Consider the following 21,677-nt stretch of genomic DNA (forward strand, 5'->3'; position numbering starts at 1 on the left):
ACTGGGCTCAGGCAGGGAGGCCGCAGTTGCCGCAGAACTTCTGGCCTGCTGTCAGGGGGGAGCCGCACTTCCTGCAAGAGGCTGCAGAGAAGTTGAGGGGAGAGGACTGGGGCCTCAGGGGAGGGACGCCAGCCTGGGTAAAGGGCGCCTGGTATCGGACCAGGTTCTCGCGGATGAGGCCGTAGGCTTTCTGGGCGTCGCCGTTCGGAAGGTCGCCGAGGAGGAGGGGCTCTCCCCCGAAGCGAAGAGTGCACTTCACCGTGGAGCGGAGGACTCCTTTTTCGAGGACGACGTTGGAGACGTCCTGATAGTTGAAGTCGGTGTAATCCTTGCGGAGCCTGAGGGAGTGGGGATGGCGGAGGATCACCCTCTCGTTGGTTATGAGGACTGAGTCGACGTTGATCTTCGGGTGGTAGATCTTCTGTCTGATGTAGAGCTGGACCTGCTCGTTCGGGCCCAGGACGTTCTTGAGGTCGTCTGGGATGGACTGCATGGTCAGCTCGGCCCGCTCACGCTCTTGACGGTCACGACCGGCCTGAGGTTGTAGGACGCGCTGACGTTCGTCATCACCGGGGTGATGTCGAGGACTATGGTCGTCTTCTCGCCCGGCTTTACGACGAGCTTCTGAGTGGTGAGAGGCACCTTGACCTGGCCGCTTGGGACGTTGAGCGTTACGTTGCTGCCGGCTATCGTGGCTATTGCCGAGGTCACGTTGAACCTGATCATCGTGTAGTTCCCGGCAGGCACGCTCTGGGAACCGAGCATCTTGGTGATGTTGTTGAGCTTCAGGAGGTCGAAGGTAGTGGCGTTGACGGCGAAGGTGACCGTGGAGTTGGACTCTCCCTGGAGTACGATGTTCGTTATGGTCAGAAAGATGTGGGTCACGTTGGAAGGGATCGGCGAGTCGGTGACCCCGACCGCCAAGGTGCCCATCGACCGGTTGGAGAGGAGGTATCCCGCCCCGGCGACCGCGGCTACGATTAATACCAGAACGGCGACAGTGATTGTAGATCTCATCGTCGGACCGGCGTGACATGAAGTCTGTCCGTATATTATACACGGGTTTTGAACGAGTGTCCTGTCTTCAGTTGGAAGGCGATGGGCCTTTCTTCGAGAAGAAGGTCCGCATCTTCCCGACCGCGTCGGTGAGGGTCGAGTCCTTCTTCGAGTAGCTGAACCTCACCAAGCTCCGCCCCTTGCTCCTGTCGGAGTAGAAGCTCGAGCCGGGGACGACCGCGACACCGCAGTCTATGGTCATCGAGTACGAGAACTTCGTGTCGTCGAGCTTGCTCAGCTTCCCGAAGTCTGCAAGGATGTAGTAGGCCCCCTCCGGGGTCATGAAGTCGAAACCGATCTCCCTGAGGCCTGAAGCGATGAGGTCCCTCTTCTTCTGGTAGGTCAGGGCGAGGTCGGAGTAGAAGGACTTCGGCAGAGAGAGGGCGAAGGCGGAGGCCTCCTGCATGGGGGCGGGGGCGCAGACGGTCATGTAGTCGTGGACCTTGCGGATCGCGTTGGTGAGGGCTGCGGGGGCGATCGTGTAGCCGACCCGCCAGCCAGTCGCGGTGTAGGTCTTCGAGATCCCTGAGATGGTGACCGTCCGTTCGGCCATGGAACCTACCGTCGCGAGGCTGACGTGCTTCCGGCCGTCGTAGAGTATGTGCTCGTAAATCTCGTCGGTGACGGCGATCGCGTCGTAGTCCTCGCAGAGGTCTGCGATGACGCCCAGTTCCTCTTTGGTGATGACCTTCCCGCTCGGGTTGTGCGGGGTGTTGACGATCACCAGCTTGGTCCGCTTCGAGAAGGCGGCCTTGAGGGCCTCCTCGTCGAGGGTGAACCCGGGGCCCATCGGGACCGGGCGCGGGGTGGCTCCCGCGAGGACCGTCGAGGGGATGTAGTTCTCGTAGGCGGGCTCGAACATGATGACCTCCTCTCCGGCCTCCGCGAGGGCCATCACCGTGGCCATCATCGCTTCGGTGGAGCCGCAGGTGACTGTGACGTTCTTGTCTGGGTCGCTCTCGATTCCGTTGAACCAGGATGCCTTGTCGGAGATCGCTCGCCGCAAGTTGGGAGCCCCCCAGGTGACCGCGTACTGGTTGATGTCCCCTTCGATAGCTCTGACGGCCGCCTCCTTGATGTTCGCCGGGGCCGCGAAGTCGGGGAAGCCCTGGGCGAGGTTGAGGGCTCCGTGCTTGTCTGCGAGCCTGGTCATCTCTCGTATGACCGATTCCGAGAGGGAAGCGGTCTTGCTGGAGACGAGGCTCCTTTCGTGGCTGGCCTTCAATTTGCGGCGCCTCCCTTTCGGCCCAGCCTTGACTTAAATTCCGAGGCTCCCTTCAGCGCCTGGTCGGGGGAGTACCTGTGAGGGTCGAGCTCGAGGCACACCAGCAGGTCAGAGCGGGCGAAGCGCTCCATCAGAGGCTCGAGGTGGGCGCTGCCTTCGCCGGGAATCAGGTGGTCGTCTGCGGCGCCCGCGTTGTCGCTCAGGTGGACCTCGGAGAGCCTTGAGCCGGCGAGGTCTGCGACGTGTTCGGAGGAGAGCCCGCTGGCGTGGGCGTGTCCGGTGTCGAGGGTGAAGTGGGTCCCCTCTGTGGAGGAAAGTAGGGTCTTGATCGAGTCTTCGGTGCTCGCGAGAGGGTAGTGGTATTTTGAGTGGCTGCGGGTCTGGTTCTCGAAGTTGATGGAGAGCCTGCCGTCGCTGACCTTGACCAGCTCCCTCAAAGTGGAGGCGGAGGTCTCTGAGGACTTGCTGACCATCTTCTCGTTGTGGACGGTCCCGGGATGGAAGGTGATGATGGAGGCCCCGAGGTATGCCCCCAGTTCGACGTAGTCTGACAGGGTCCTCAGGATGGCGCCCCTCACCGGCTCGAAGGGTGTCGCGGGGTTGAGGTCGGTGAACGGGCCGTGGATGGTCGTAGTGAAATCGAATGCTGAGAGAGAGTCGCGGAGCCGCTTCTTGTCTATCCAGTCAGGGTAGGCGTGAGGTACCTCCCCCCAGAGCTCGATGTAGTCGATGCCCGACTCGCCGATCGCGCGGACGGCGGAGTAGACGTCCAAGCTCAGGAGCGACCACGTGCTAAGGCCTATCTTCAATGTCTATCAGACCAGGTCAGGGCCCGGCAGAGGCTAGGACGTCGGCGAAGTCTGTGCCTTGCGGAGGCGCTTTACGAGTTCCTTTAGCATCGCGTGCGCGATTTCCGGGTGTTCCTTCGTCACGGCTGCATAGGCCCATGAAGTGATTGCCCAGCACTTTGTCGGGGCGACGGCCACTACGTCGGCCGAGCGCGGCTCGTCGTCGATGAGCGACATCTCGCCGAAGAACTGGCCCTTTGCGAGGTTGGCAAGGACCTTCTCGCCCTTCCGCACCTCGGCCTTGCCGTCGAGAATCAGGAAGAACCCGACGCCCATCGTCCCCTCCTTCACTATCGATGTGCCGGGAGAGTAAGACATCTCCTTCCCCTCCGAGGCGACCGCTTTGCGCTGGTTCTCGTTGAGGCCGGCGAAGATCGGGACCGAGCCAATCATCGAGACGGCGTCGCTCGAGGCGGGCATTCGTGTTCCCGCGCGCCTCAGCCGATTTAAACCCACCGACAATTTTCTTGAGGGCCTGACTTGGACTTTGCTACCTGGCGAGTCAAGTTGTTGGCGCGCGTTTGGTTGTAAGAGAGACGATCAGGGCAGAAGCGGAAACTACTAGGATAGAGAAGGACACTGCCATCTGACCTACTTCATTTGGATGGATACAAGTTGCGGGGCATGAGAATCCTCCAGGGCAGATGCAGCCACGATTCAACAAATAGGCCAACAGGAGCAGAACAAAGCCGATTACCACGCCAAGAGCAGAGACACTTCTGAGTAGTGTCATCTTCTAAATTGACCGTGTCTAGGACTGGTTCGACCTATATTGAATCCTTCCACGAGAGGCCTCGCCGCCAAGAATAGGGACCGCCACACCGAGAAATGGATAGAGCCTAATGGTACGCGAAGGTTAAAGCGAATGCGCCCCACGCAGGTCCTCGGACTTGAGCGACCCGGCTGGCGAGAGGAGGCTTGGAGCAATAATGTTCACCGACGTCGTCGGCTACTCTTCGATTACCTCCGTTGACGAGCGGCGGGCGCTGAGGCTCCTGGACGAGCACAGAGGGGTCTTGAGCTCGGTCTTCCAGAAGTATGGGGGACGGGTCGTCAAGACGATAGGGGATGGTTTCCTCGTGGAGTTCGCGAGCGCCGTGGAGGCGGTCAACTGCGCGGTCGACGCGCAGAGGCAGATGTCAAACGCCAACCAAGGGAGAGAGGCGGGCGACCGGGTCTCGGTGAGGATCGGGATACACGTGGGCGACGTGGTGCACTCTGGGGGCGACGTGCTGGGGGACGCAGTCAATGTCGCGGCTCGGGTTCAGCCGGTGGCTGAGGCGGGCGGGATCTGTGTGACCCGACAGGTGGTCGACCAGGTTGAGAGGAAGGTCGACGCCAAGTTGGTCAGGATTGGCGTCCGCGAACTTAAGAACATCAGATACCCGGTCGAGCTTTACAGGGTTGAGGTGTCAGGAAAGACGGCAAGCGTAGGTGAGCAGACCTTGGACCAGCGCAGGTTGGCCATCCTCCCCTTCACGAATCTGAGCGGCGACCCTGAAGACAGGTACTTCGCGGACGGGATGACGGAGGAACTGATCGCCACTGTGTCGAGAATCGGCGAATTGTCGGTGATCTCAAGGACCTCGGTGATGAGGTACAAGGACAGGTCCGTCTCCATAGGGGAGATCGGGGTCGAGCTTTCGGCTGGGAGCGTGCTCGAGGGGAGCGTGAGGAGGGCTGGGAACAAGGTGAGGATCACGGTCCAACTCATCGACGCTCGGAGCGAAAGGCACCTCTGGGCACAGAGCTACGACAGGGACCTGACCGACGTCTTCGCGATCCAGGCGGACATCGCCGAGAAGGTGGCCGAGGCACTCAAGGTTCAGCTGCTGTCGAAGGAGAAGGCGGGATTAGGAAAGAAGAGGCCGGTGGACCCGGAGGCGTACACCCTCTACCTGAAGGGACGGACGCTGTGGAACGAGAGGACCCAGGATGCGGTGACGACCGCCTTGAAGCACTTCGAGGAGGCGGTGAAGATCGACCCCGGGTTCGCGGAGGCATATTCAGGCCTGGCGGACTGTTACCTGATATTGGCAGACTACAGGCACATCACGGTCGCTACTGGGATAGCCGAGGGAAAGAAGTACGCTCGGAAGGCGATCGAGCTCGATGAGGCCTTGGCCGAAGGACACGCGTCGATGGGGTTGGCGTTGGGGACCGAGTGGGAGTTCGAGGCGGCCGTCGGCGAGTTCAATCGGGCCTTGGAGCTGAGGCCCAACTACGCGTTTGCCCTTCACTGGTCTGCGTTCGACCACTATTTCTTGGGGCTGTACGACGAGTCGTTCGAGTTGGAGCTGAAGGCGGCGGCGCTGGACCCCTACTCGCTCCCGATAGCGTGCTCCCTGTCCGTCTTATACATGGAGAGAGGAAGGCAGGCTGAGGCGTTGGAGAGGCTCGACAGGCTTGCCACCCTGAACCCGAACCACATGCTGGCCTACTTCTGGAGGTCCTTCGCCAGGACTTGGGCTGGGAGGAACGAGGAGGCGATAGCCGATGCGAGGAGGTGCGTTGAGCTGGGAGAAGAGACGATCGCTCTGCTGCAGCTTGCCTGGGTTCTTGCATCGGCAGGGAAGGTCGAGGAGGCGGTTGGAGTGCTCGATAAGGCTCAGTCGCGCCCGGACGCGGCTAACATGTGGGCTGCTTACCTAGGAGCCGTGCAGCTCCTGGTGGGAAGGGATGCGGAGGGGTTCGCCTCGATGCAGAGGGCGCTGAAAAAGCTGGACAACAAGCTGTTCACCTTCGGGGTGGCTCCCTCCGAAAGGAAGTTCCTGGGCGACCCTCGGTGGAAGGCCATCGAGGCGCAACTCAAGAAGTACAGAAGAAGCGCTACCGCTTCCTGACTTCTGGCCCTACTAGGACTCTCTTTGGCTTCGGCCCAAGCGCGAGCACCGCCTTCCCGTAGGCCGACCAAGACACCCCGAGCTTTTGGGCGACCATCATTTCGATCATGGTCGCAAAGTCGTGCTCCTCCCTGTAGGGAGCCCTGGGGTCGTTCCCCGGCTCGGCGTCCATGGGATGGAGGTTGCGGCGCCGCTCAGATTCGAAGTTGACGTCGAAGGCGACGACCTCGCGGTCGCTGATGCCGTTCATCTTGCAGAGCTCGTATTCGATCATCTCGTGGAGGGCGACCAGGAAGACGTACCTCTGGTCCTTCATCTTGCTGACCCGAATCTCGGCAGGCTTACCGGGTATCCAATCCCCGACGGTCTCGTACCTCTGTTTCTTGTGAGGGACCTGAGAAATCGTGAACTCCATCCTTCGGTCCTTCCCGCGGACGAGGCTCCTGGGCCTTAGTGCGCCTTTCGGGGCGGCCTTGCGAGAGCGTCTGAGGGCCTGAGAGGACATTTCGTTCGAGAGAGGCCGCCCGGAGCCGCCCTATGGGGGTGACAGTCTAAAGACGGCCCCTTTTTGGTGAAGCAATCTTGAGCCCCATGAGAGGCTCGGAAGCCCAGGTCTGAAGGTGGCGGGGCCGTTCCGGTTAATACGGGGTCTTGGGACGAGATGAGAGGCCTAATGAGACGTCCGAGGCGTAGGTGGTGGCGGCCTAGCCCTGCTTGGGCATGTCCTTCTCGTGGACGATGGACGCTGAGTTTATGCAGTATCTCAGCCCGGTCGGGTTTGGGCCGTCGTCGAAGACGTGCCCCAGGTGGGCCCCGCAGTTTGAGCAGTTGACCTCGACTCTCTTCATGCCGTAGCTGGTGTCGGTCTCCTCGCTGACGCTTTCCTTCTTGATGGGCTGGAAGAAGCTGGGCCACCCTGTGCCCGAGTCGAACTTTGTGTTAGAGTCGAAGAGCGTCTGCCCGCAGACGGCGCAGTGGAACATTCCCTTTTCGTGGCTGTTCCAGTACTTCCCGGTGAAGGCGCGTTCAGTACCCTTCAGGAAGCAGACTTCGTACTGCTCCGGAGTCAGCTGGTCCTTGAGCTTCTGCTTGAGTGCCGCCCTCTCCTGGTCGTTCATGAATCAGAATCGGCCGACCCCCCAGATAAAGTTTCGAGGAAGCGGAATGAGTTGTGCCCGGATCCTGCGAAAGACCATGTCGAGCCTGATGGTAAACGTGCACGAGTGCGGGCTGTCCAACCTTAAATCGTAATTTGGAGGCGACATACATGTTGGGCGGGGAGCCTTCCGGGCGCTCGAGACGATGGTTAGGGGCCATCGGGAGAGGAGTTGTCGCAGCGGTCCTGCTTGGACTCTTCTCAGCGGGATATTGGGCCCTGAATCAGACCTTGGACTCGGTGACCATCCTTCACAGGGCCTTCGTCGACCTTCCGTTTTCACCTTGGAGGTTGGACGTCTGGACCTACCATGACGTGGCCTTCACCCTCCTTTGGGTTTCCTACGTGGGCTTTGCCTTGTGGGAGGCCTTGCCCTGGAGGTTCGCACAGCACCACGTTGCGAGAGCCGCAATCGCACTCTTCGGCTTCTCCGTCCTTACTGCCGGGCTCTGGCTTGCCCAAGACCTGATGAACGCGGTACTCGTCCTGCGCAGGGGATATGTCGACTTCCCGTTCTTCTTGTCTAGGCCTGACCTTCTGGCGACCAGAGACATAGTGGAACTGCTCGTCCCTGCGGGCTTTCTTTCCTTGTTCGCTCTCAACCGAGTGGCAGGCCTCGTGCCGCGCGACCAGCAGTCCCGCCCAGGCGCTTGAGAAAGCTCGAGCTGGATAATCTTAAGTGCCCCTCGAGGGCATGATGTCACGTCGTTTTGGCAAAGTTCACCTCGGCGCAGCAGGGCTGGAAGGAGCAGCTCGGGACGGTGATGTCCGTCGAGGTCACGAAGCTCTTCGTAGGGAAGACCAACGTCAGGAAGAGCCCCGGCGACGTCGGGGACCTGGTAGACTCGGTCAGAGAGAAGGGGATCCTAGAGCCTGTCATAGCCAGGCCGGTGGGAGGAAGGTTCGAGCTCGTAGTCGGGTCGAGGAGGTTCGAGGCGGCCAAGATTGCGGGGATCAAGAAGATCCCGGCGGTCGTCAGGCCCATGACGGACGAAGAAGCGATCATAGTCTCGCTAGTCGAGAACATCCAGAGGAGGGACATCGAGCCTGAGGAGGAGTACGACGCCATCGCCGCGCTTAGGAAGGCCAACCCGAAGGCCTACGGGACTTCAGAGCAGCTCGCAAAGGCGATCGGCAAGTCGAGGAGGTACGTCGAAGACAGGATCAATGCGGTCGAAGCGGTCAGGAACATCAGGAGGGAGTCGAGGTCAGAGATAACGGTCAAGCAGGCCCCGCTCCCGAGGGAGCGGAGAGAGGGCGTCCTTCCGGTCAAGCACGCCACCTTCCTTCACCGCGCCGAGGAGGCTCCCACTGTCCAAGAGCTTCCCAAGAGAGAGAGGGCCGCCCAGATGAAGGAGCTGGCGGAGACAATCGCACCGATGCGCAGGCCGGAGGCGGAGAGCGTGGTCAGCCACTTCGTCATGGCCCCGCAGAGGCCTGTCGAAGACATCAAGCGGGAGGTCTCCTACCTGCACGCCGTCAAGCTCGAAGTGCTTCTCGATCCCAGGGTGGCGGAAGGCCTGAGGAGGGCCGCTGAGGAGAGGAACACCACGATGGAGGCGGTCGCGACGCTCGCCATTCACTCGTGGCTGAGACTACAGCGGTACGCATAAGCCAAGATTAATACGAATCAGCCGCCTGGCGGGACTGAGCGGAATTTGAGCGTAGAGAAGTCGGCGACCAAGCGGAGGCTTGGGGCGATCATGTTCACGGACCTCGTAGGCTACACTTCCATGTCGTCCAGGGACGAGAGCTCTGCGCTGGAGCTCCTTGGAGAGCTGAAGGGCGTGCTGGGGTCCGTCTTTTCCAGTCACGAAGGACGCATAGTCAAGACACTCGGGGACGGCTTCCTCGTGGAGTTCGGGAGTGCGGTGGAGGCTGTGGACTGCGCCGTGGAGGTTCAGAGGAAGATGGGGAGCTTCAACGAGGGGCGCGAGCGAGATGAAGGGGTAAGGGTCAGGATAGGCATCCATGTGGGCGACATCGTGCACTCTGACGGAGATGTGCTTGGGGACGCCGTCAACATCGCCTCGCGGGTAGAGCCGCTGGCCGAGCCCGGCGGAATCTGCATCACTCGCCAGGTCGTGGACCAGATTGCAGGGAAAGTGAAGTGGCAGATCACCCCGATGGGCGAGAGGACGCTCAGGAGTCTCCCCGGCCCTATGGAGGTCTTCAAGGTCTTGGCGCAGCCCGCAGAGAGAGCAGGGAGGCCTGGAGGCATCCTCGACCCTCACCGGGTGGCGATACTCCCGTTCTCGAACCTCAGCCCCGACCCGAACGACCGCTACTTCGCGGACGGGATGACCGAGGAACTGATCTCGACTGTCTCGAAGATCAGCGGGCTCAACGTGATCTCCAGAGCCTCTGCGATGAAGTACAGGGACACGACCCTCCCGATGGACCAGGTCGGCAGAGAGCTCCGGGTGGGGGCCATACTGGAAGGGAGCGTAAGGAAGGCGGGGAACAAGGTCAGGATCGCGGCGCAGCTCCTGGAGGTGGACATGGACAGATACGTCTGGTCACAGAGCTACGACAGGGACTTGACTGACATCCTCGACGTTCAGGAGGAGATTGCGAAGCAGGTCGCGGAGGGGCTGAAGCTCAAGCTCCTGAACAAGGACGTGCAGGTCCTGGAGAAGAGGTCCACTTCGAATGCGGAGGCGTACACCCTCTATCTCAAGGGGAGGTTCTACTGGGGAGAGAGGACGCTGGAGGGGACGCAGAAGGCGGTCAAGTACTTCGAGGAGGCGGTCAGGCTCGACCCCAAGTTCGCATCGGCATATTCCGGGCTCGCCGACTGCTACCTGATCTTCGCGGACTACGGGTGGATGGCGCCTGCCGCGGCCGGTGACCGGGCTAGGGACTACGCTCTGAAGGCTCTCGAGTTGGACGACTCGCTGGCAGAGGCGCACGCGTCGCTCGGACTGATGCTCGTCAACCACTCCTGGGACTTTGCGACGGGCGAGCGGGAGCTCAGAAAGGCCCTGGAACTGAACCCCAATTATGGGCAGGCCTTCCACTGGTACGGGACTACTCTGATGTTTCAGGGACGCAACGAAGAGGCACTCAAGCTGATCGAGAAGGCCATGGAGTTGGACCCGTTTTCGGTCATCCTTGCCCAGTCGAGAGGCGTCTGTCTCTTCAGGCTAGGGAAGCTGGAAGAAGCCTTCGAACAGTTCAGCGAGGTGAAGAAGGAGAGCCCCGGGTTGCCGTCGATTGACTTTTGGCTTTCGCTGGTCCTGTCGAAACAGTCCAGGTTCGTTGAGGCGATAGAGGCTTCGAAGCACGAGATAGCGGCAAATGGCAACGAGCCCGGGGCGAAGCTCGATCTTGCGTTCATCTACACGTTGGCTGGAAATGGGGACGAGGCGAAGAGGATCCTCGACGAAGTGATGGCACTGAAAGACGTGTATGTGTCTCCGACCTCGTTGGGGATTGCGTTGCTGGGCCTCGGCAAGGACGACGAGGCCTTCGGTTTCCTGGAGAAGGCTGCCACAGAGCATGACTCCAATCTGCTCTACTTCCGTTCGCTGCCTCCATACGAGGCCTTCAGGAAGGGAGCCCGCTGGCAGGAGCTTGAGAGGAAGATCGGTCTCTCCTCGGGGCCGGCTGTCAGCTCACGTACCTGATCGTCCAGAAGTCCGAGGAGAGGCTCGTCCTGGTGACGTATCGGTATGGCATCGTGAAGTATCCCTTCAGCCCGTAGCCGGGCCCCCAGGAGTTCCTGACTATCAGCCTCCTCTTGCGGTGCTCGTACCCGACGGCCATCACCGCGTGTCTCCCAAGGCGCCCCTCGTGGGCCCTCGGCATGTCGAGGCGTCCAGTGTCCCACACCACGTCTCTGAAGAGGTCGTGGGCAACGAAGCCGAAGACGAAGGGATGCCCCTCGGCCAGGCAGGCCCTGAGCTCTCGAACCTCGGGCTGTAGCCGGCGGTACTCCATGGCCTTGTGCCTTAGCGCCTTCTCGTAGCAGGCCTTGGGAGGCTTCTTGTCGAAGTTCTTCTCTGTGTACGGCCAGAGGCTCTCTGGACAGACGCCAAGCTTGTGGACCGACTTTATCGCGTCCCTCACAGAGACGCCAGTGTCTCGCCGCGTGGTTTTTTCGATGGCTCTGGCGTTGTAGAATAGGAAGAGCCGTGAGGGGGAAATGGAGCGGGTCTGGCTTTCTCTCATGAGCTCGAAGCGGACCGCGCCCGCGACCGCGTTCGCCGTGCAGCTGTCGAGGCTCTCCTGGCTGTACACGGGAGGACACTGAGGCCGGAGGTCGACATTTTCTGGGAGGGCGCTTAGTGCCTGAGAGTCGGCCGAGTATGACCAGTCTCTTTTGTCGTCGGAGTCCTCGCGGCACCCGAATCCGTATCTCTGTTCGGCTGGCACCGTCCTCCGAGCGCGAGGTAGAGTATTTTATCGTTCGGACCGCAGTGCTAGGCAGAAGTCTCGACCGCTTCGGTCCAAGCATCCGCCAGCTCGTCGCGCCTGGGCCTGTAGACGACGGCGAAGAAGTCCTCCTTGGACTTCAGGGTCTGCTGGTCGAAACCCTTGACGTAGTCCAGGGCCTCCTTCCATGCCTTTGGGAAGTATCCTCCGAACCTGGCCTTGACCTGCTTCTCGAAAGCGGCCTCGTCCTGGACCTCGCTCCCTATCGTGAAGAAGAGTTTCTTTCCTGGGGCGCGGTATGCCATGTCGTCTCCGAGGGCATATGTCCCCTCTTCTGGACTTGCCCCTCCGGAGGACTTTCCGGTCTTGCTCCCTCCTCCCTTGAATCCACGTCTGGCGGCTGCGACGAAGATTGCCCTGTTGAGGCCCCAGGAGTGCGCGGACTCCAAGGGCATGCCCAGAGTTAGGGCCCGAGCGGCCTGAAGGAGAGCGAAGACTTGGAAGCGCTTGACGACCAAGCTACCTCACCTCACTGAGGCTTGTACGAGAACCACTTGATGCTGCACCCGAAGGGCCTCGTGTCCGGGACTCGGACTTCTCTTCCGGCGACCAGGTCGTCGAGAGCGTTCCTCAGGTCGTGCGTGGTCGTCTTCGACGGGTCTCGCGAGTCGTCGACGCGTCCCCTGTATCTCAGGACGCGGCCCTTGTCGAAGGCGAAGACGTGAGGCGTGCAGACCGCGCCGTAGGCCTCGGCGACCTTCTGAGGCTCGTCTCTCAGGAAGGGGAAGTTGTACCCCTTGTCCTTGGCGCGGCTGACCATGTGGGGGAAGTCGTCCTCGGGGTAGGCCTTCTCGTCGTTGGAGTTGATCGCCACGAATTGCACCCCCTTGGAGGCATAGTCGGATTGTATCGCGACAAGGCGTCCCTCGAAATCTCGAACATATGGGCAGTGAACACAGGAGAATAGCACCACCAGCACGGGACTTTGAAACGAAGACAGGGAGTGCTGTCTGCCGTCCACGCCAGGGAGGTCAAAGTCTGGCGCTGTCGCGCCAAGCGGAATTGTAGGCATCATGACTTCTTCCTCCGCTTTGGCGGCTCTTGATAATTCTGTCGCCATGGGAGCCTGCTCCCTCCATCGTCCCCAGGATGGAGGTCGTCCACGACCTTCTCCAGAGTCTCCATTGCCGTTTCGACAGACCTAGAGACCCTTCGGAAACCAATCAGTTTCGGGCATCTCGACCAGACCATCAGGACCTTCGCGTGCGAGCCCTTCTCGGTGTGGATTTCGTCAGTGTAGACAAGGAGCTTTGCCTCTAGTTCCTTGGCCGCGTCCCTGAACTGCCCCGGCTTCGAGTGAAGCTTGTCCATGCGGACCTCGCCCCGCTCCTCGACGAGGGCCAGAAGCCTGCGACCGTCCGCCCGCAGGTTCCCCATCTGCCAGTCCGCCCTCGACGTCGCCACAGCCAAGAAGTCAGACCAGAGTCTCCGGTGGAGGTAGGTCACCTTCCCGGAGACGAGGCGCGTCACTAGCACGTCCGGGTTCGCCTCCAGATCGTTCAGCTCGTTGTATATCTTGAGGGAGTCCCTATGCCCCCACCAGGAGCCGGTCACTGAAGGTCCTCCGACCATCCTGACTGCGCTGGGGAGTTCCTTATCCGAGAGCATGATGAGCCCCTTTGACTCGAGGGAGGCGAGAAGGCGCTTCGAGGTCAAGGCTGGAGCGAGCTCAGGCTGCCCCCGAACTTCTCGAGGAAGGCCACCTCTGCGAGCGGCTTGCGGTTCTTCCTGCCGAGGAGCTTCTTCTTCGGGTAGCCGAAGCCGACTGCGATCGTAGGACTGAGGTCTTCAGGGACTCCGAAGTCGCGCGCTATCTCGGGGGCCTTCAGTCCGGTGAAGACGCCAGAGCCGACCCCGTTGTCCCATGCGGTCAGCTGCATGTCCTGGACTGCTCTTCCAGCGTCAATCATGTGATAGGACTTCTTGGGGTCAGTGCAGACCACAACCGCGAAGTTCGAGCCCGCGACCCAGCCTCCCCACGAGCTGTCCTCCCCGAGCGTCTTGAGGCTCTTTGGGTCCTGGAGAAGGATGAAGCGCCAGTGTTGCGAATTGGTCCCGCTCTGCGTCAGGCGTGCAGCTTCAAGGACTGCTAATTTGACTGCGGCGGGAACAGGGAGGTCTGAGAATTCTCTGATGTCGAGCTTTGTCTTGACAGCTTCGGTAGCGTGCATGGGCCTGTCGTCGTTTCAGGGCCTGTTAAACTGTCCGTAAGAAAAACGAGGAGAGGCCGCTCGTTGGCGGCCTGCACTGGCGCGGACCTACATCTTCTGCGCTGACTGCCAGAGGCCTATGACGTTGCCCTCTGTGTCCTTGAAGTAGGCAGACCAGCCGATGTTGCCCACCGCGGACTTCTGACCCACGACAGAGCCGCCGAGCTTCTTGATCATATCCAGCTTGGCGTCGATGTCGTCGACCTTGAGGGTCACTGTCGGGACGGACAGGGGGCCCGTCCTCTTGCCCAGGCCGCCGTTGATCGAGCCCGGAGAGGTAGGGGTTCCGTTCTGGTCGGATGGAGTCGTGCCGACCAGGAAGTAACCTGAGTTCTCCCAGTCGTTCAGCTGCCACCCGAAGGCCTTGGCGTAGAAGTCCTTTGCGCGGTTGGTGTCGTCCGCGGGTATTTCGAAGTGAACTACGCTGTCCATTTCGGGACAGGTGAAGGTCGCCCTGTATTTAACGAAAGGGCGGCTAGTCGCCTATGCTCAAGTCGGGTGCATTCAGGAGGACTGCCTCGATCCTCCCCATGATTCCCTCGGTCAGGGCCGGGACGAAGTCAAGGGACGCCATGTTCTCTTTCACCTGCTCCGGTTTGGTCGCGCCCGTGATGACTGTGCTGACGTTCTTGTTGCTCCTCGCCCATGCTAGTCCGAGCTGCGCCATGGTGCAGCCCAGCTCCTTCGCGATCGGCTGAAGCTTGGCTATCTTCTGTACGTTCTGCGGAGTGATGACGCTCTCCTGGAGCCACGCGTACCCCTTCAAGGTCGCGCGCGACCCTTCTGGGAGGCCGTTCGCGTACTTGCCCGTAAGGAGGCCCGAGGCGAGGGGGCTCCATGTGGTCGTCCCGAGACCGATCTCTCTGTAGAGCGGGAGGTACTCTTTCTCGACCCTGTCGCGGTGGAGCATGTTGTACTGCGGCTGCTCCATCTGAGGCGGGTTCAGGCCCAGCCGGGTGGCGATCCCGTGGGCCCTCATGATGTCGGCGGCGCTCCACTCGGAGGTCCCCCAGTACATGATCTTGCCCTGGTGGATGAGGTCATCCATGGCGCGGACCGTCTCCTCGATGGGAGTGTTCGCGTCCGGCCTGTGGCAGAAGTAGAGGTCGAAGTAGTCGAGCTGCATCCGCTTGAGCGAGTTCCTGCAGGCCTCGGAGATGTGCTTCCTCGAGAGCCCTTCGTTGTTGGGCCCCTTGCCGCTCCAACCGCCCCAGAAGACCTTGCTCGAGACGACTACGTCCTCGCGCCTCCAGCCCAGCTTCTTGATGACGTTGCCCATCACGATCTCGGCGTTCCCCCTCGCGTAGGCCTCCGCGTTGTCGAAGAAGTTGACACCGGCCTCGTAGGCTGCCGACATGCACTCCGTCGCGGCGCCCTCCCCGACCTGTCCCCCGTACGTTACCCAGGCCCCGAGGGAGAGCTCGCTGACCTTGAGTCCTGCGCTGCCTAGCCTGTTGTAGTTCAATCGGTGCGCCCGAGGGCCGTCCAGCCCGCTATTAGGATGATTCCTGAGCGGCGACGCGAAGCGTTATTATCGCGAGCAGGGCTTCGCCGGGCATTGGCGACGTCGCCGATCACCTTCCCCGACCTGATTCTTCTTGTGGTGACGGTCACTGCCGCGGTCGTAGCCGCAAGGGTCCTCTGGAACCTCGCCTCATCTAGGCACCGCAGGGCCTACGGCAGGCCCGTCAGGTACGTCTTCCTATTTGCGACGGTGGTCGGACTAGCCCTACCCTGGGACGAGACCGTCGGCCTCATCGGCGCGCTGCTGTCGAGCGTGGTCCTTCTCCTCCTGGCCTCGGCGTACTCGCTCCTCGGGTGGAGGACCAGCAGGTCAAGGTCGCTGGCCCTGGTCTGGATCCCGCGGGAGGCGATGCGGGACTGGTTCCTCTACCTCTCGGTCGGGGCGGGGGTGATCGGGGTCGTGACCACCCTGATCTCGCTCGCGGCGAGCCCGTTCTTGGGGCTCAGCCTGAGTTCGTACGTCCCGCTCGCCTTCGACACGGTGTCGATACTGTCGGCCCTCCTCGAGTTCACGGTCTACGTCCCGTCGTACAACCACATCTTCGCCCTGATCTACGACTTCATCGTCCACACGAGGAGGATCGCACCCGACTCGGGGGAGCCGTTCCTCGACGACCTCGACTTCAAGAGGGTCACCGAGGGGAGCCACTACACGGACTTCGAGGTCAGGGACGCGCTGGAGTTCCTTGTCAGGAGGGGCTTCGCCTCGAAGATCTCGCCGGTCCCGGTCGCGCGGGTCGTGTTCAAGATAGGCCGGTACGGGCTGAGATACCTGAAGTCTGTCTGGGAGGAGGTCTACTTCTCCATGGACAGGGAGAGGGCGCAGATCGAGTCGAGGATGCTCTACCTCAGGGAGAAGCTCAGGTATTCTTCGAACATAGACAGGGAGCTGGAGAGGCGCGTCAGGGACGAGCTGGTTGACTTCCGGAGGAACATCGACGACCTCAGCGCCTACGGAATCTTGCTTGGCGACTCGGGCAGGGCCACCCTGCTTGAGAAGCTCTCAGATCTCGAGAGGGTACTGACCAACGCAATCGGGGAGAAGGCGAGGGCCAAGGAAGAGAAGCGGAAGGCTGCCCGTGAGGAAGGCCCGGGGATCTGACCGCGGCTACCTGTGCTTCATCAGCTGGCCAATCTCTCGGTCGAGCCTGACGACCTCTTCTTGGTGCTTGTCCATCTCGCCCTGGTCGCGCTCGATGCTCTGCTTTTTGCTGGTGACCTGGGCCTTGAGCGAGGTGAGGTTCCTGTTGGTCGTGTCCATCTTGGTAGTCAGGGCGCGCATCTTGGCGTCCATGTCTGCCTTCTGTGACTGGAGGTCTGAGTAGAGCTTCTCGGTGTCTGCGAGCTGGCGTTTCAGCTCCCGCATCTCCTGCTCCTGGCGCCTGACCTTCTCGTAGTAGTCCTTGGCCTTGGCCTCGTTGTTACGCTTTCGTTCCTGCGCGCCGGCGAGGCCGTAGCTCACGGAGGCGACCGGGCGGGCTGATTATTTATTCCTGATATGGGAGGAGGCGAGGCGATTGGGGAAGGCTGGTCGGGGATCAGCTTGAGCAGGGCCACGGTGGTCATCGCCTCCCCGACGATTCCGACCGCGAGGGGGAGATGGTAGCCGTACGTCGCAGAGAGGTACCCGCCGATGATCGGGGCGGGAGCTGAGATCAGGCCTCTGTAGAAGGAGAGCATGCCTCCGATGTTGGCCCTGTCCTCCAAGGGAGCGGCTCTCATTATCAGGGAGGAGACCGAAGGGACCCAGGTCGCGACGGAGATGCCGAAGACCGCGGAGGTCGCTATGAGGACAGGGATGGACTCTGTGAAGAACCAGGCTCCCATGATCACTACGGTTAGGCCCTCGGAGAAGGCCAGGGTCCGCCTTATCCCCACCTTCTGCAGGAACTTGGTCGCGAAGTACTGGCTGACGACAACTGAAACGGAGATGGTCCCAACTATCAGGCCTATGTCGCCGTTAGTGAATCCGGCCTGGTCGGCCCAGGCTCCGTAGATGATCGCACCGCCTACACCGAAGAAGGTCGCGTCCATGGCCATCGGGACGAAGATCATCCAGAGCCCCGGAGGGACCTTTACTGACCTTCTGAGGGAGAAGGTCTTTGCTGGGCGTTCGCTCCCCTTGCCGATCGTCTCTCTCAGTTGTGTGAACATCACAAGGAGGTTCGATGACTCGATGACGGCGGCGACCGCGAAGAGGAGAAGGTAGCCGAACGTCTGGGTGAGGTATCCTGCGGCGAAGGGAATGAAGGCCCCAGGGAGGGCGGTGAAGAAGAAGACGGCGCTGAATGCGATGTTGAGCCTAGCGGGGTCCATCTCCACAGTCTCCGCGATCATGGCCTGTTGCGCTGGGTTGCCGAGGAGGGAAAGGCCCAGCAGGACGTAGCCCAGCGAGAGCGGGAGGAGGCCGTGGGTCATAGCCGCGAAGAGGAAGGAGAGCATGGAGCAGATGCCGACGACGCTCCCCAGAATGATTAGCAGCTTCCGCCCCAAGATGTCCGCCAGGGCCCCGGTGAACGGCTGGACCGACGAGCTGGCGATCCCGAGCGGCCTGGCGCCGACCGCGACCAGGACTCCAAGTATGGCGAGGCTGAACCCGAGGTCCTTGACCACGAAGGGCTGGAGCACGGTGTTTAGGAGGCTCAGGTAGGTCCCGGTCATCATGCTCGTGAAGGCGAGGACCCTCACGTTGCCGCGCAGGAGGGTCCTGGTTATCGAGAGGGTTCCTTGGGGCCTGGTCAAGAGTGCGTCCGCCCGAAGGGCTGAGCAAACGCCGTTTTCATCTTTGGGAAACGGAGTGGCCCTCGCGCCGAAGGCGTAAAAAGGCAGGTAGTCGGGGCCGCTGCATCCGAGTTGGCCAAGAACCCAATCGTCAAGGACATCCTGAAGGGTTATTCCAAGGTCTGGGCCCTGAACTCAGCACAAGCGCTGATGGGATGGGACCTGGAGACGCACATGCCTGAGGGCGCAGCCCGCTCGAGGGGTATGGCTGCGGGTCAGATTGCCATGATGGTCCAGAGAGCCAACATCGACCTCAAGGGCCTCGCGGACAGGGCCGAGCGGAGCAGGGACCTAGACGACGTCGAGTCTGGGATCGTCAGGGGAATCAAGAGGGACCTGCACTACTACACCCACGTGCCGCCTGAGCTCGTGGACGAGATTCAGCGGGTCACGTCAGAGGCGACGGTCGTCTGGAGGACAGCGAGGAAGAAGTCGGACTTCAAGCTCTTCAAGCCGCACCTCGCCAAGATCATAGGGCTCAACAGGAAGGTGGCCGAGAAGCTCGGGTACAAGGGACACCCCTACAACGCGCTGATGGACCTCTACGAGGAGGATTTCAGGGTCAAGGACGCGGACGCGGTCTTCAAGAGGCTGGTCCCGCAGACCAAGAAGATCCTGGCGAAGGTCAGGGCGGAGGGAGTCTACCCGGCCAAGCACCCGCTTGAGTCGGCGAAGTACGACATGAAAGCAATGGAGAGGGTGAACGAGGAGGCGATCAAGCTGCTGCACATGCCGACGGACAGGTTCAGGATGGACGTGTCGACCCATCCGTTTACAGTCGGAATGGCGCCCGACGACGTGAGGATCACCACGAGGTACGAAGGGACCGACTTCCGCGCTTCTCTCTTCGGCACGATTCACGAGTGCGGGCACGCGATCTACGGCCTGGGGGTCGGGCAGGAGCTGGCGTACACCCCTGCGGGCGGCGGAGCCTCCTTGGGAGTCCACGAGTCGCAGTCTAGGTTCTGGGAGAACATCGTGGGAAGGAGCATGGAGTTCGCGAAGCTCGCCGCCCCGATGATGAAGAAGAACCTGAAGTTCCTCTCGAAGTACGATGCGGAGGACCTCTACTACTACTTCAACACGGTCAGGACGAGCTACATCAGGGTCGAGGCGGACGAGCTTACCTACAACCTCCACATAGCGCTGAGGTACGAGCTTGAGAAGAAGATGCTCGCGGGCGAGGCGGACGCGTCTGACATCGCCGAGCTCTGGAACGATACTTTCGAAGAATACCTGGGCATCCGGCCGCCCAACGATGCGCAGGGGGTCCTCCAGGACATCCACTGGAGCGGAGGCTCGATGGGGTACTTCCCCACATATACGCTCGGGAACGTGATGGCAGGGATGATCTGGCACAAGATGGGCGACGGGGAAGCGATTCGGAGCGCGGTTGCGAAGGGCGACCTGATGAAGCTCAAGGCGTGGCTCGGGACGAACATCCACAAGTGGGGGGCAGTGTATCCGCCGAAGGTCCTACAGGAGAAGATCTTCGGGGAGGCGTACAATCCTTCGAGCCTGATCGCGTATCAGGAAGCAAAGTTCCTCCGCTGACGCTCGTAGTCCATAAGATTCTTCGCGGTCCTTTCCACCAACTCAGCAGTCTGCGAGCCCTTAGTATGACTGAGCCGAAAAACCGTTAATTAGGGGCAGGGTTCAAACTGGAAATATGAACATGAGCCCACAGCTCAAAGAGAAGTACACGGCCCACATCGGATCGGACGTGGAGTATCCTGCTTCATGCGATCAGATAGTTAACGCGTGTAACAACATGTCCGAGTTCAGCTCGGAAGAGAAGGCATGGTTCTCTGAGGCACTTCCTCACGGCACCTATGCCAGCCCTGCCGACGTGAACAAGGCAGTCGGCATCTAGACCCCTCTCAAGTCTCCGTTATTTTTTGCGACCCCAGAAGACACTCTAAGACGCAGGACGAGCCTTTGTCGTTCTCGCATCAGACTGCCTAATCCCGGCTGACCCAGCCCTTCCAGTCGCCGTCCCTGGCCCCGTGGGTCTTCTCGATGTGCTCTCTGAGCTCGCGCTCCTTCTCGCACGAGAACCCGCAGTAGCAATTCAAGGCCTCCCTTCAGACCAGATGGCTGGTATTACCCCTTTGCCGAGAACGCTCTCTACGGGGTTGGTCCTGCCTTCCATCAGAAAAAAAGAGAGGCGGAGCGAAGTTCTCTCGCGTCCCCTAGTCTGTGTCTGGGGAGCTCAGCTGAACGAAGAACTCGCTCGAGCCGTTCTTGAAGTCGAGTCGGATCGCGCCGACGTCTGCTGAGGTGGAGTTGCCCTGGAGCCCTGCGACCCTGATCAGGAAGGTGCCGCCGGATGTCGTCCCGGTGCCTATCCCTGACCTGCCGCCGTGGTTCAGGATGACTGAGCCGCCAGTGATGTTGTAGGTGGTCGTCCCGAGCTTGAAGCTCCCGCCTGTCAGCGAGAGTGTGCAGCCGCGGGCGTAGATCTGTGAGACCTTGAAGTCAAAGACTCCAGAGGCGTTGCCTTTGACAGAAGCGTTGGCTGCATTGACGTAGTGTCCTTGAGGAAAGGTGACTGTCAGTGTCTCGTTGGCGGTGAGACGCCAGCATGCGAGACTATGGCTGTTGGGGCCGTGCGGACCATGCGGTCCATCCGGACCGTGCTCTGGGGCCTCGTTCTGATGCCCTGAATTTGCGAGGGCGACAGCACCCAGGCCGGCTACGAGTAGCACGACCAGCGCAGACGCTGCGATAGTAGTCGTTTTCACGGGTTCTTCGCGGGCTGCACTCGATAAGATAGAGCGATTTGGTACGGGGGGACGGCTTGCGTTCAGTTTGTTGAACAGCGTCCGGCTAAGGCTGGGCGATTGTGGCCTTTTTCAGGACCGTGAGCACGACGTTGTCCTTGACGCAGCACCCTTCCTTCGCACGCATGGACTCGATTGCTTCCTTGACCCTGTCTTTTGCGGCCCTGCCGAGCGCCCTGTAGTCTTCTTTGTAGTCGGCGATTAGATCGTTGAGGGCCTCCTTGGACGTGTCGTAGCGGGTCTCGATGGAGAACTCCTCCTCGGAGATGAATGAGAATTTTGTCTCAATCAGAGAGGCGTACTTGAGGGCAAGACGCGACTGCCTGTACCTGTCGTCGTCGACGCTCGTCCCAAACTGGCCCTGGATCAGGTACGGGACCACCCCCTTCCCGAATGGCTGATACAAGGAGGGCTGAAGGTTGAGGAGAGTCCCTCCCGGGCGGAGGACTCTCCACGCCTCGTCGAGGGCCCGCCCAATCGCAGGGACGTCAACGCAGCAGAGCGACCACGAAAAGAAGACCACGTCGAAGGAGCTGTCAGGGAATCGCAGGGCCTCTGCGCGCCCGACCTTGAACTCCAGGTGTTTCTCGCCCTTCCTCTGGCTTCGCCTCGCCGCCCTGATCCTGGCGAGGTCGCTGTCGATGGCGACTACTCGTCTAGCCTTGTGGAAGTACCTGAAGGTCAATCTCCCCTCGCCGCATCCCACTTCGAGGACGTCTTTCCCCTTCAGGCTGACGGCCTTGAGGATATTGCGCAATTCGATGCCTTCGGGGTCGTCCGCGATGGGCATGGACTGGCGCCGATGGGCCGACTT

Annotated in this window: 25 protein-coding genes; 7 read left to right on the top strand and 18 right to left on the bottom strand. The window is 61.0% G+C overall.

Features of this window, described 5'->3' with window-relative positions:
• Positions 1 to 7: 7 nt before the first annotated feature.
• The 5 genes from HY247_05310 to HY247_05330 all read right to left on the bottom strand — a co-directional run bounded on the left by HY247_05310 (position 8) and on the right by HY247_05330 (position 3,549).
• Positions 8 to 493 carry a PH domain-containing protein gene (locus tag HY247_05310; GenBank protein QQG48176.1) on the bottom strand — a complete coding sequence of 162 codons (486 nt, stop codon included), beginning with the start codon at positions 491 to 493 and terminating at the stop codon, positions 8 to 10.
• A gap of 2 nt (positions 494 to 495) precedes the next feature.
• Positions 496 to 1,017: a DUF4382 domain-containing protein gene (locus HY247_05315; protein ID QQG48177.1), complete on the bottom strand. Its 522-nt coding sequence runs from the start codon at positions 1,015 to 1,017 to the stop codon at positions 496 to 498.
• Positions 1,018 to 1,084: 67 nt separating this feature from the next.
• Entirely contained in the window at positions 1,085 to 2,209 is a 1,125-nt protein-coding gene (locus HY247_05320; GenBank protein QQG49568.1) for an aminotransferase class I/II-fold pyridoxal phosphate-dependent enzyme, read from the bottom strand.
• Between the two features lie 68 nt (positions 2,210 to 2,277).
• Positions 2,278 to 3,090, bottom strand: a complete 813-nt coding sequence (locus tag HY247_05325; GenBank protein ID QQG48178.1) for a sugar phosphate isomerase/epimerase — start codon at positions 3,088 to 3,090, stop codon at positions 2,278 to 2,280.
• Positions 3,091 to 3,123: 33 nt separating this feature from the next.
• On the bottom strand, positions 3,124 to 3,549 hold the full coding sequence (locus HY247_05330; protein ID QQG48179.1) for a cyclic nucleotide-binding domain-containing protein: 426 nt from the start codon (positions 3,547 to 3,549) through the stop codon (positions 3,124 to 3,126).
• Positions 3,550 to 4,019: 470 nt separating this feature from the next.
• On the opposite strand from HY247_05330, the gene HY247_05335 reads away from it, so the two are divergent.
• Entirely contained in the window at positions 4,020 to 5,972 is a 1,953-nt protein-coding gene (locus HY247_05335) for a tetratricopeptide repeat protein (protein ID QQG48180.1), read from the top strand.
• Here HY247_05335 and HY247_05340 read toward each other — a convergent pair.
• Both HY247_05340 and msrB read right to left on the bottom strand, forming a co-directional pair.
• Positions 5,959 to 6,477, bottom strand: a complete 519-nt coding sequence (locus tag HY247_05340) for a hypothetical protein (protein QQG48181.1) — start codon at positions 6,475 to 6,477, stop codon at positions 5,959 to 5,961. The genes HY247_05335 and HY247_05340 overlap by 14 nt on opposite strands.
• A 199-nt stretch (positions 6,478 to 6,676) precedes the next feature.
• The gene (gene msrB, locus HY247_05345; protein QQG48182.1) at positions 6,677 to 7,090 is read right to left on the bottom strand and encodes a peptide-methionine (R)-S-oxide reductase MsrB; all 414 of its coding nucleotides are present in this window, start codon (positions 7,088 to 7,090) and stop codon (positions 6,677 to 6,679) included.
• Positions 7,091 to 7,239: 149 nt separating this feature from the next.
• Here msrB and HY247_05350 point away from each other — a divergent pair, with 149 nt between their 5' ends.
• Genes HY247_05350 through HY247_05360 form a run of 3 tightly spaced genes read left to right on the top strand, consistent with a single transcriptional unit; the run spans position 7,240 to position 10,757 of the window.
• Positions 7,240 to 7,782 carry a hypothetical protein gene (locus tag HY247_05350; GenBank protein ID QQG48183.1) on the top strand — a complete coding sequence of 181 codons (543 nt, stop codon included), beginning with the start codon at positions 7,240 to 7,242 and terminating at the stop codon, positions 7,780 to 7,782.
• Between the two features lie 56 nt (positions 7,783 to 7,838).
• Entirely contained in the window at positions 7,839 to 8,741 is a 903-nt protein-coding gene (locus HY247_05355; GenBank protein ID QQG48184.1) for a ParB/RepB/Spo0J family partition protein, read from the top strand.
• Between the two features lie 45 nt (positions 8,742 to 8,786).
• Positions 8,787 to 10,757: a tetratricopeptide repeat protein gene (locus tag HY247_05360; GenBank protein QQG48185.1), complete on the top strand. Its 1,971-nt coding sequence runs from the start codon at positions 8,787 to 8,789 to the stop codon at positions 10,755 to 10,757.
• On the opposite strand, the gene HY247_05365 is transcribed toward HY247_05360, so the two are convergent.
• The 7 genes from HY247_05365 to HY247_05395 form a co-directional block, all read right to left on the bottom strand.
• Entirely contained in the window at positions 10,741 to 11,505 is a 765-nt protein-coding gene (locus HY247_05365; GenBank protein ID QQG48186.1) for a C1 family peptidase, read from the bottom strand. The genes HY247_05360 and HY247_05365 overlap by 17 nt on opposite strands.
• Positions 11,506 to 11,552: 47 nt before the next feature.
• A complete protein-coding gene (locus HY247_05370) occupies positions 11,553 to 12,023 on the bottom strand; it encodes a hypothetical protein (protein QQG48187.1) in 471 nt (156 codons plus the stop codon).
• Between the two features lie 11 nt (positions 12,024 to 12,034).
• Entirely contained in the window at positions 12,035 to 12,580 is a 546-nt protein-coding gene (locus tag HY247_05375) for a thioredoxin family protein (GenBank protein QQG48188.1), read from the bottom strand.
• Positions 12,577 to 13,221 carry a hypothetical protein gene (locus HY247_05380; GenBank protein QQG48189.1) on the bottom strand — a complete coding sequence of 215 codons (645 nt, stop codon included), beginning with the start codon at positions 13,219 to 13,221 and terminating at the stop codon, positions 12,577 to 12,579. Before HY247_05380 ends, HY247_05375 begins: the two co-directional genes overlap by 4 nt.
• A complete protein-coding gene (locus HY247_05385) occupies positions 13,218 to 13,736 on the bottom strand; it encodes a nitroreductase family protein (protein QQG48190.1) in 519 nt (172 codons plus the stop codon). Before HY247_05385 ends, HY247_05380 begins: the two co-directional genes overlap by 4 nt.
• 87 nt (positions 13,737 to 13,823) lie before the next feature.
• Positions 13,824 to 14,207: a VOC family protein gene (locus HY247_05390; protein QQG48191.1), complete on the bottom strand. Its 384-nt coding sequence runs from the start codon at positions 14,205 to 14,207 to the stop codon at positions 13,824 to 13,826.
• 43 nt (positions 14,208 to 14,250) lie between these two features.
• Positions 14,251 to 15,240, bottom strand: a complete 990-nt coding sequence (locus HY247_05395; protein ID QQG48192.1) for an aldo/keto reductase — start codon at positions 15,238 to 15,240, stop codon at positions 14,251 to 14,253.
• A gap of 93 nt (positions 15,241 to 15,333) precedes the next feature.
• On the opposite strand from HY247_05395, the gene HY247_05400 reads away from it, so the two are divergent.
• Positions 15,334 to 16,401 (top strand): hypothetical protein, encoded by a 1,068-nt coding sequence (locus tag HY247_05400; protein ID QQG48193.1) that lies wholly within the window; start codon positions 15,334 to 15,336, stop codon positions 16,399 to 16,401.
• Between the two features lie 6 nt (positions 16,402 to 16,407).
• Here the strand turns inward: HY247_05400 and HY247_05405 are convergent, their stop codons facing one another.
• Positions 16,408 to 16,761, bottom strand: coding sequence for a hypothetical protein (locus HY247_05405; GenBank protein ID QQG48194.1), 354 nt, complete (start codon positions 16,759 to 16,761; stop codon positions 16,408 to 16,410).
• A complete protein-coding gene (locus HY247_05410; GenBank protein ID QQG48195.1) occupies positions 16,758 to 18,041 on the bottom strand; it encodes an MFS transporter in 1,284 nt (427 codons plus the stop codon). The genes HY247_05405 and HY247_05410 overlap by 4 nt, the downstream gene beginning before the upstream one ends.
• A gap of 111 nt (positions 18,042 to 18,152) precedes the next feature.
• On the opposite strand from HY247_05410, the gene HY247_05415 reads away from it, so the two are divergent.
• Both HY247_05415 and HY247_05420 read left to right on the top strand, forming a co-directional pair.
• The gene (locus tag HY247_05415) at positions 18,153 to 19,634 is read left to right on the top strand and encodes a carboxypeptidase M32 (protein ID QQG48196.1); all 1,482 of its coding nucleotides are present in this window, start codon (positions 18,153 to 18,155) and stop codon (positions 19,632 to 19,634) included.
• Between the two features lie 115 nt (positions 19,635 to 19,749).
• On the top strand, positions 19,750 to 19,953 hold the full coding sequence (locus HY247_05420; protein QQG48197.1) for a DUF2795 domain-containing protein: 204 nt from the start codon (positions 19,750 to 19,752) through the stop codon (positions 19,951 to 19,953).
• A gap of 319 nt (positions 19,954 to 20,272) precedes the next feature.
• On the opposite strand, the gene HY247_05425 is transcribed toward HY247_05420, so the two are convergent.
• Together HY247_05425 and HY247_05430 are read right to left on the bottom strand one after the other, a co-directional pair.
• Positions 20,273 to 20,824 carry a hypothetical protein gene (locus HY247_05425; protein QQG48198.1) on the bottom strand — a complete coding sequence of 184 codons (552 nt, stop codon included), beginning with the start codon at positions 20,822 to 20,824 and terminating at the stop codon, positions 20,273 to 20,275.
• A gap of 85 nt (positions 20,825 to 20,909) precedes the next feature.
• Positions 20,910 to 21,653, bottom strand: a complete 744-nt coding sequence (locus HY247_05430; protein ID QQG48199.1) for a class I SAM-dependent methyltransferase — start codon at positions 21,651 to 21,653, stop codon at positions 20,910 to 20,912.
• Between the last annotated feature and the right edge of the window lie 24 nt (positions 21,654 to 21,677).

It is taken from the genome of archaeon, from assembly GCA_016432545.1.
In the GTDB taxonomy this organism is placed as follows: Archaea; Thermoproteota; Nitrososphaeria; order Nitrososphaerales; family Gagatemarchaeaceae; genus UBA183.

Coding starts and splice junctions, on each gene's coding strand:
- HY247_05310 (QQG48176.1), bottom strand. CDS start 493: ATGCAGTCCATCCCAGACGACCTCAAGAACGTCCTGGGCCCGAACGAG.
- msrB (QQG48182.1), bottom strand. CDS start 7,090: ATGAACGACCAGGAGAGGGCGGCACTCAAGCAGAAGCTCAAGGACCAG.
- HY247_05315 (QQG48177.1), bottom strand. CDS start 1,017: ATGAGATCTACAATCACTGTCGCCGTTCTGGTATTAATCGTAGCCGCG.
- HY247_05340 (QQG48181.1), bottom strand. CDS start 6,477: ATGTCCTCTCAGGCCCTCAGACGCTCTCGCAAGGCCGCCCCGAAAGGC.
- HY247_05350 (QQG48183.1), top strand. CDS start 7,240: ATGTTGGGCGGGGAGCCTTCCGGGCGCTCGAGACGATGGTTAGGGGCC.
- HY247_05390 (QQG48191.1), bottom strand. CDS start 14,207: ATGGACAGCGTAGTTCACTTCGAAATACCCGCGGACGACACCAACCGC.
- HY247_05330 (QQG48179.1), bottom strand. CDS start 3,549: ATGCCCGCCTCGAGCGACGCCGTCTCGATGATTGGCTCGGTCCCGATC.
- HY247_05430 (QQG48199.1), bottom strand. CDS start 21,653: ATGCCCATCGCGGACGACCCCGAAGGCATCGAATTGCGCAATATCCTC.
- HY247_05420 (QQG48197.1), top strand. CDS start 19,750: ATGAACATGAGCCCACAGCTCAAAGAGAAGTACACGGCCCACATCGGA.
- HY247_05385 (QQG48190.1), bottom strand. CDS start 13,736: ATGCACGCTACCGAAGCTGTCAAGACAAAGCTCGACATCAGAGAATTC.
- HY247_05320 (QQG49568.1), bottom strand. CDS start 2,209: ATGACCAGGCTCGCAGACAAGCACGGAGCCCTCAACCTCGCCCAGGGC.
- HY247_05375 (QQG48188.1), bottom strand. CDS start 12,580: ATGATGCCTACAATTCCGCTTGGCGCGACAGCGCCAGACTTTGACCTC.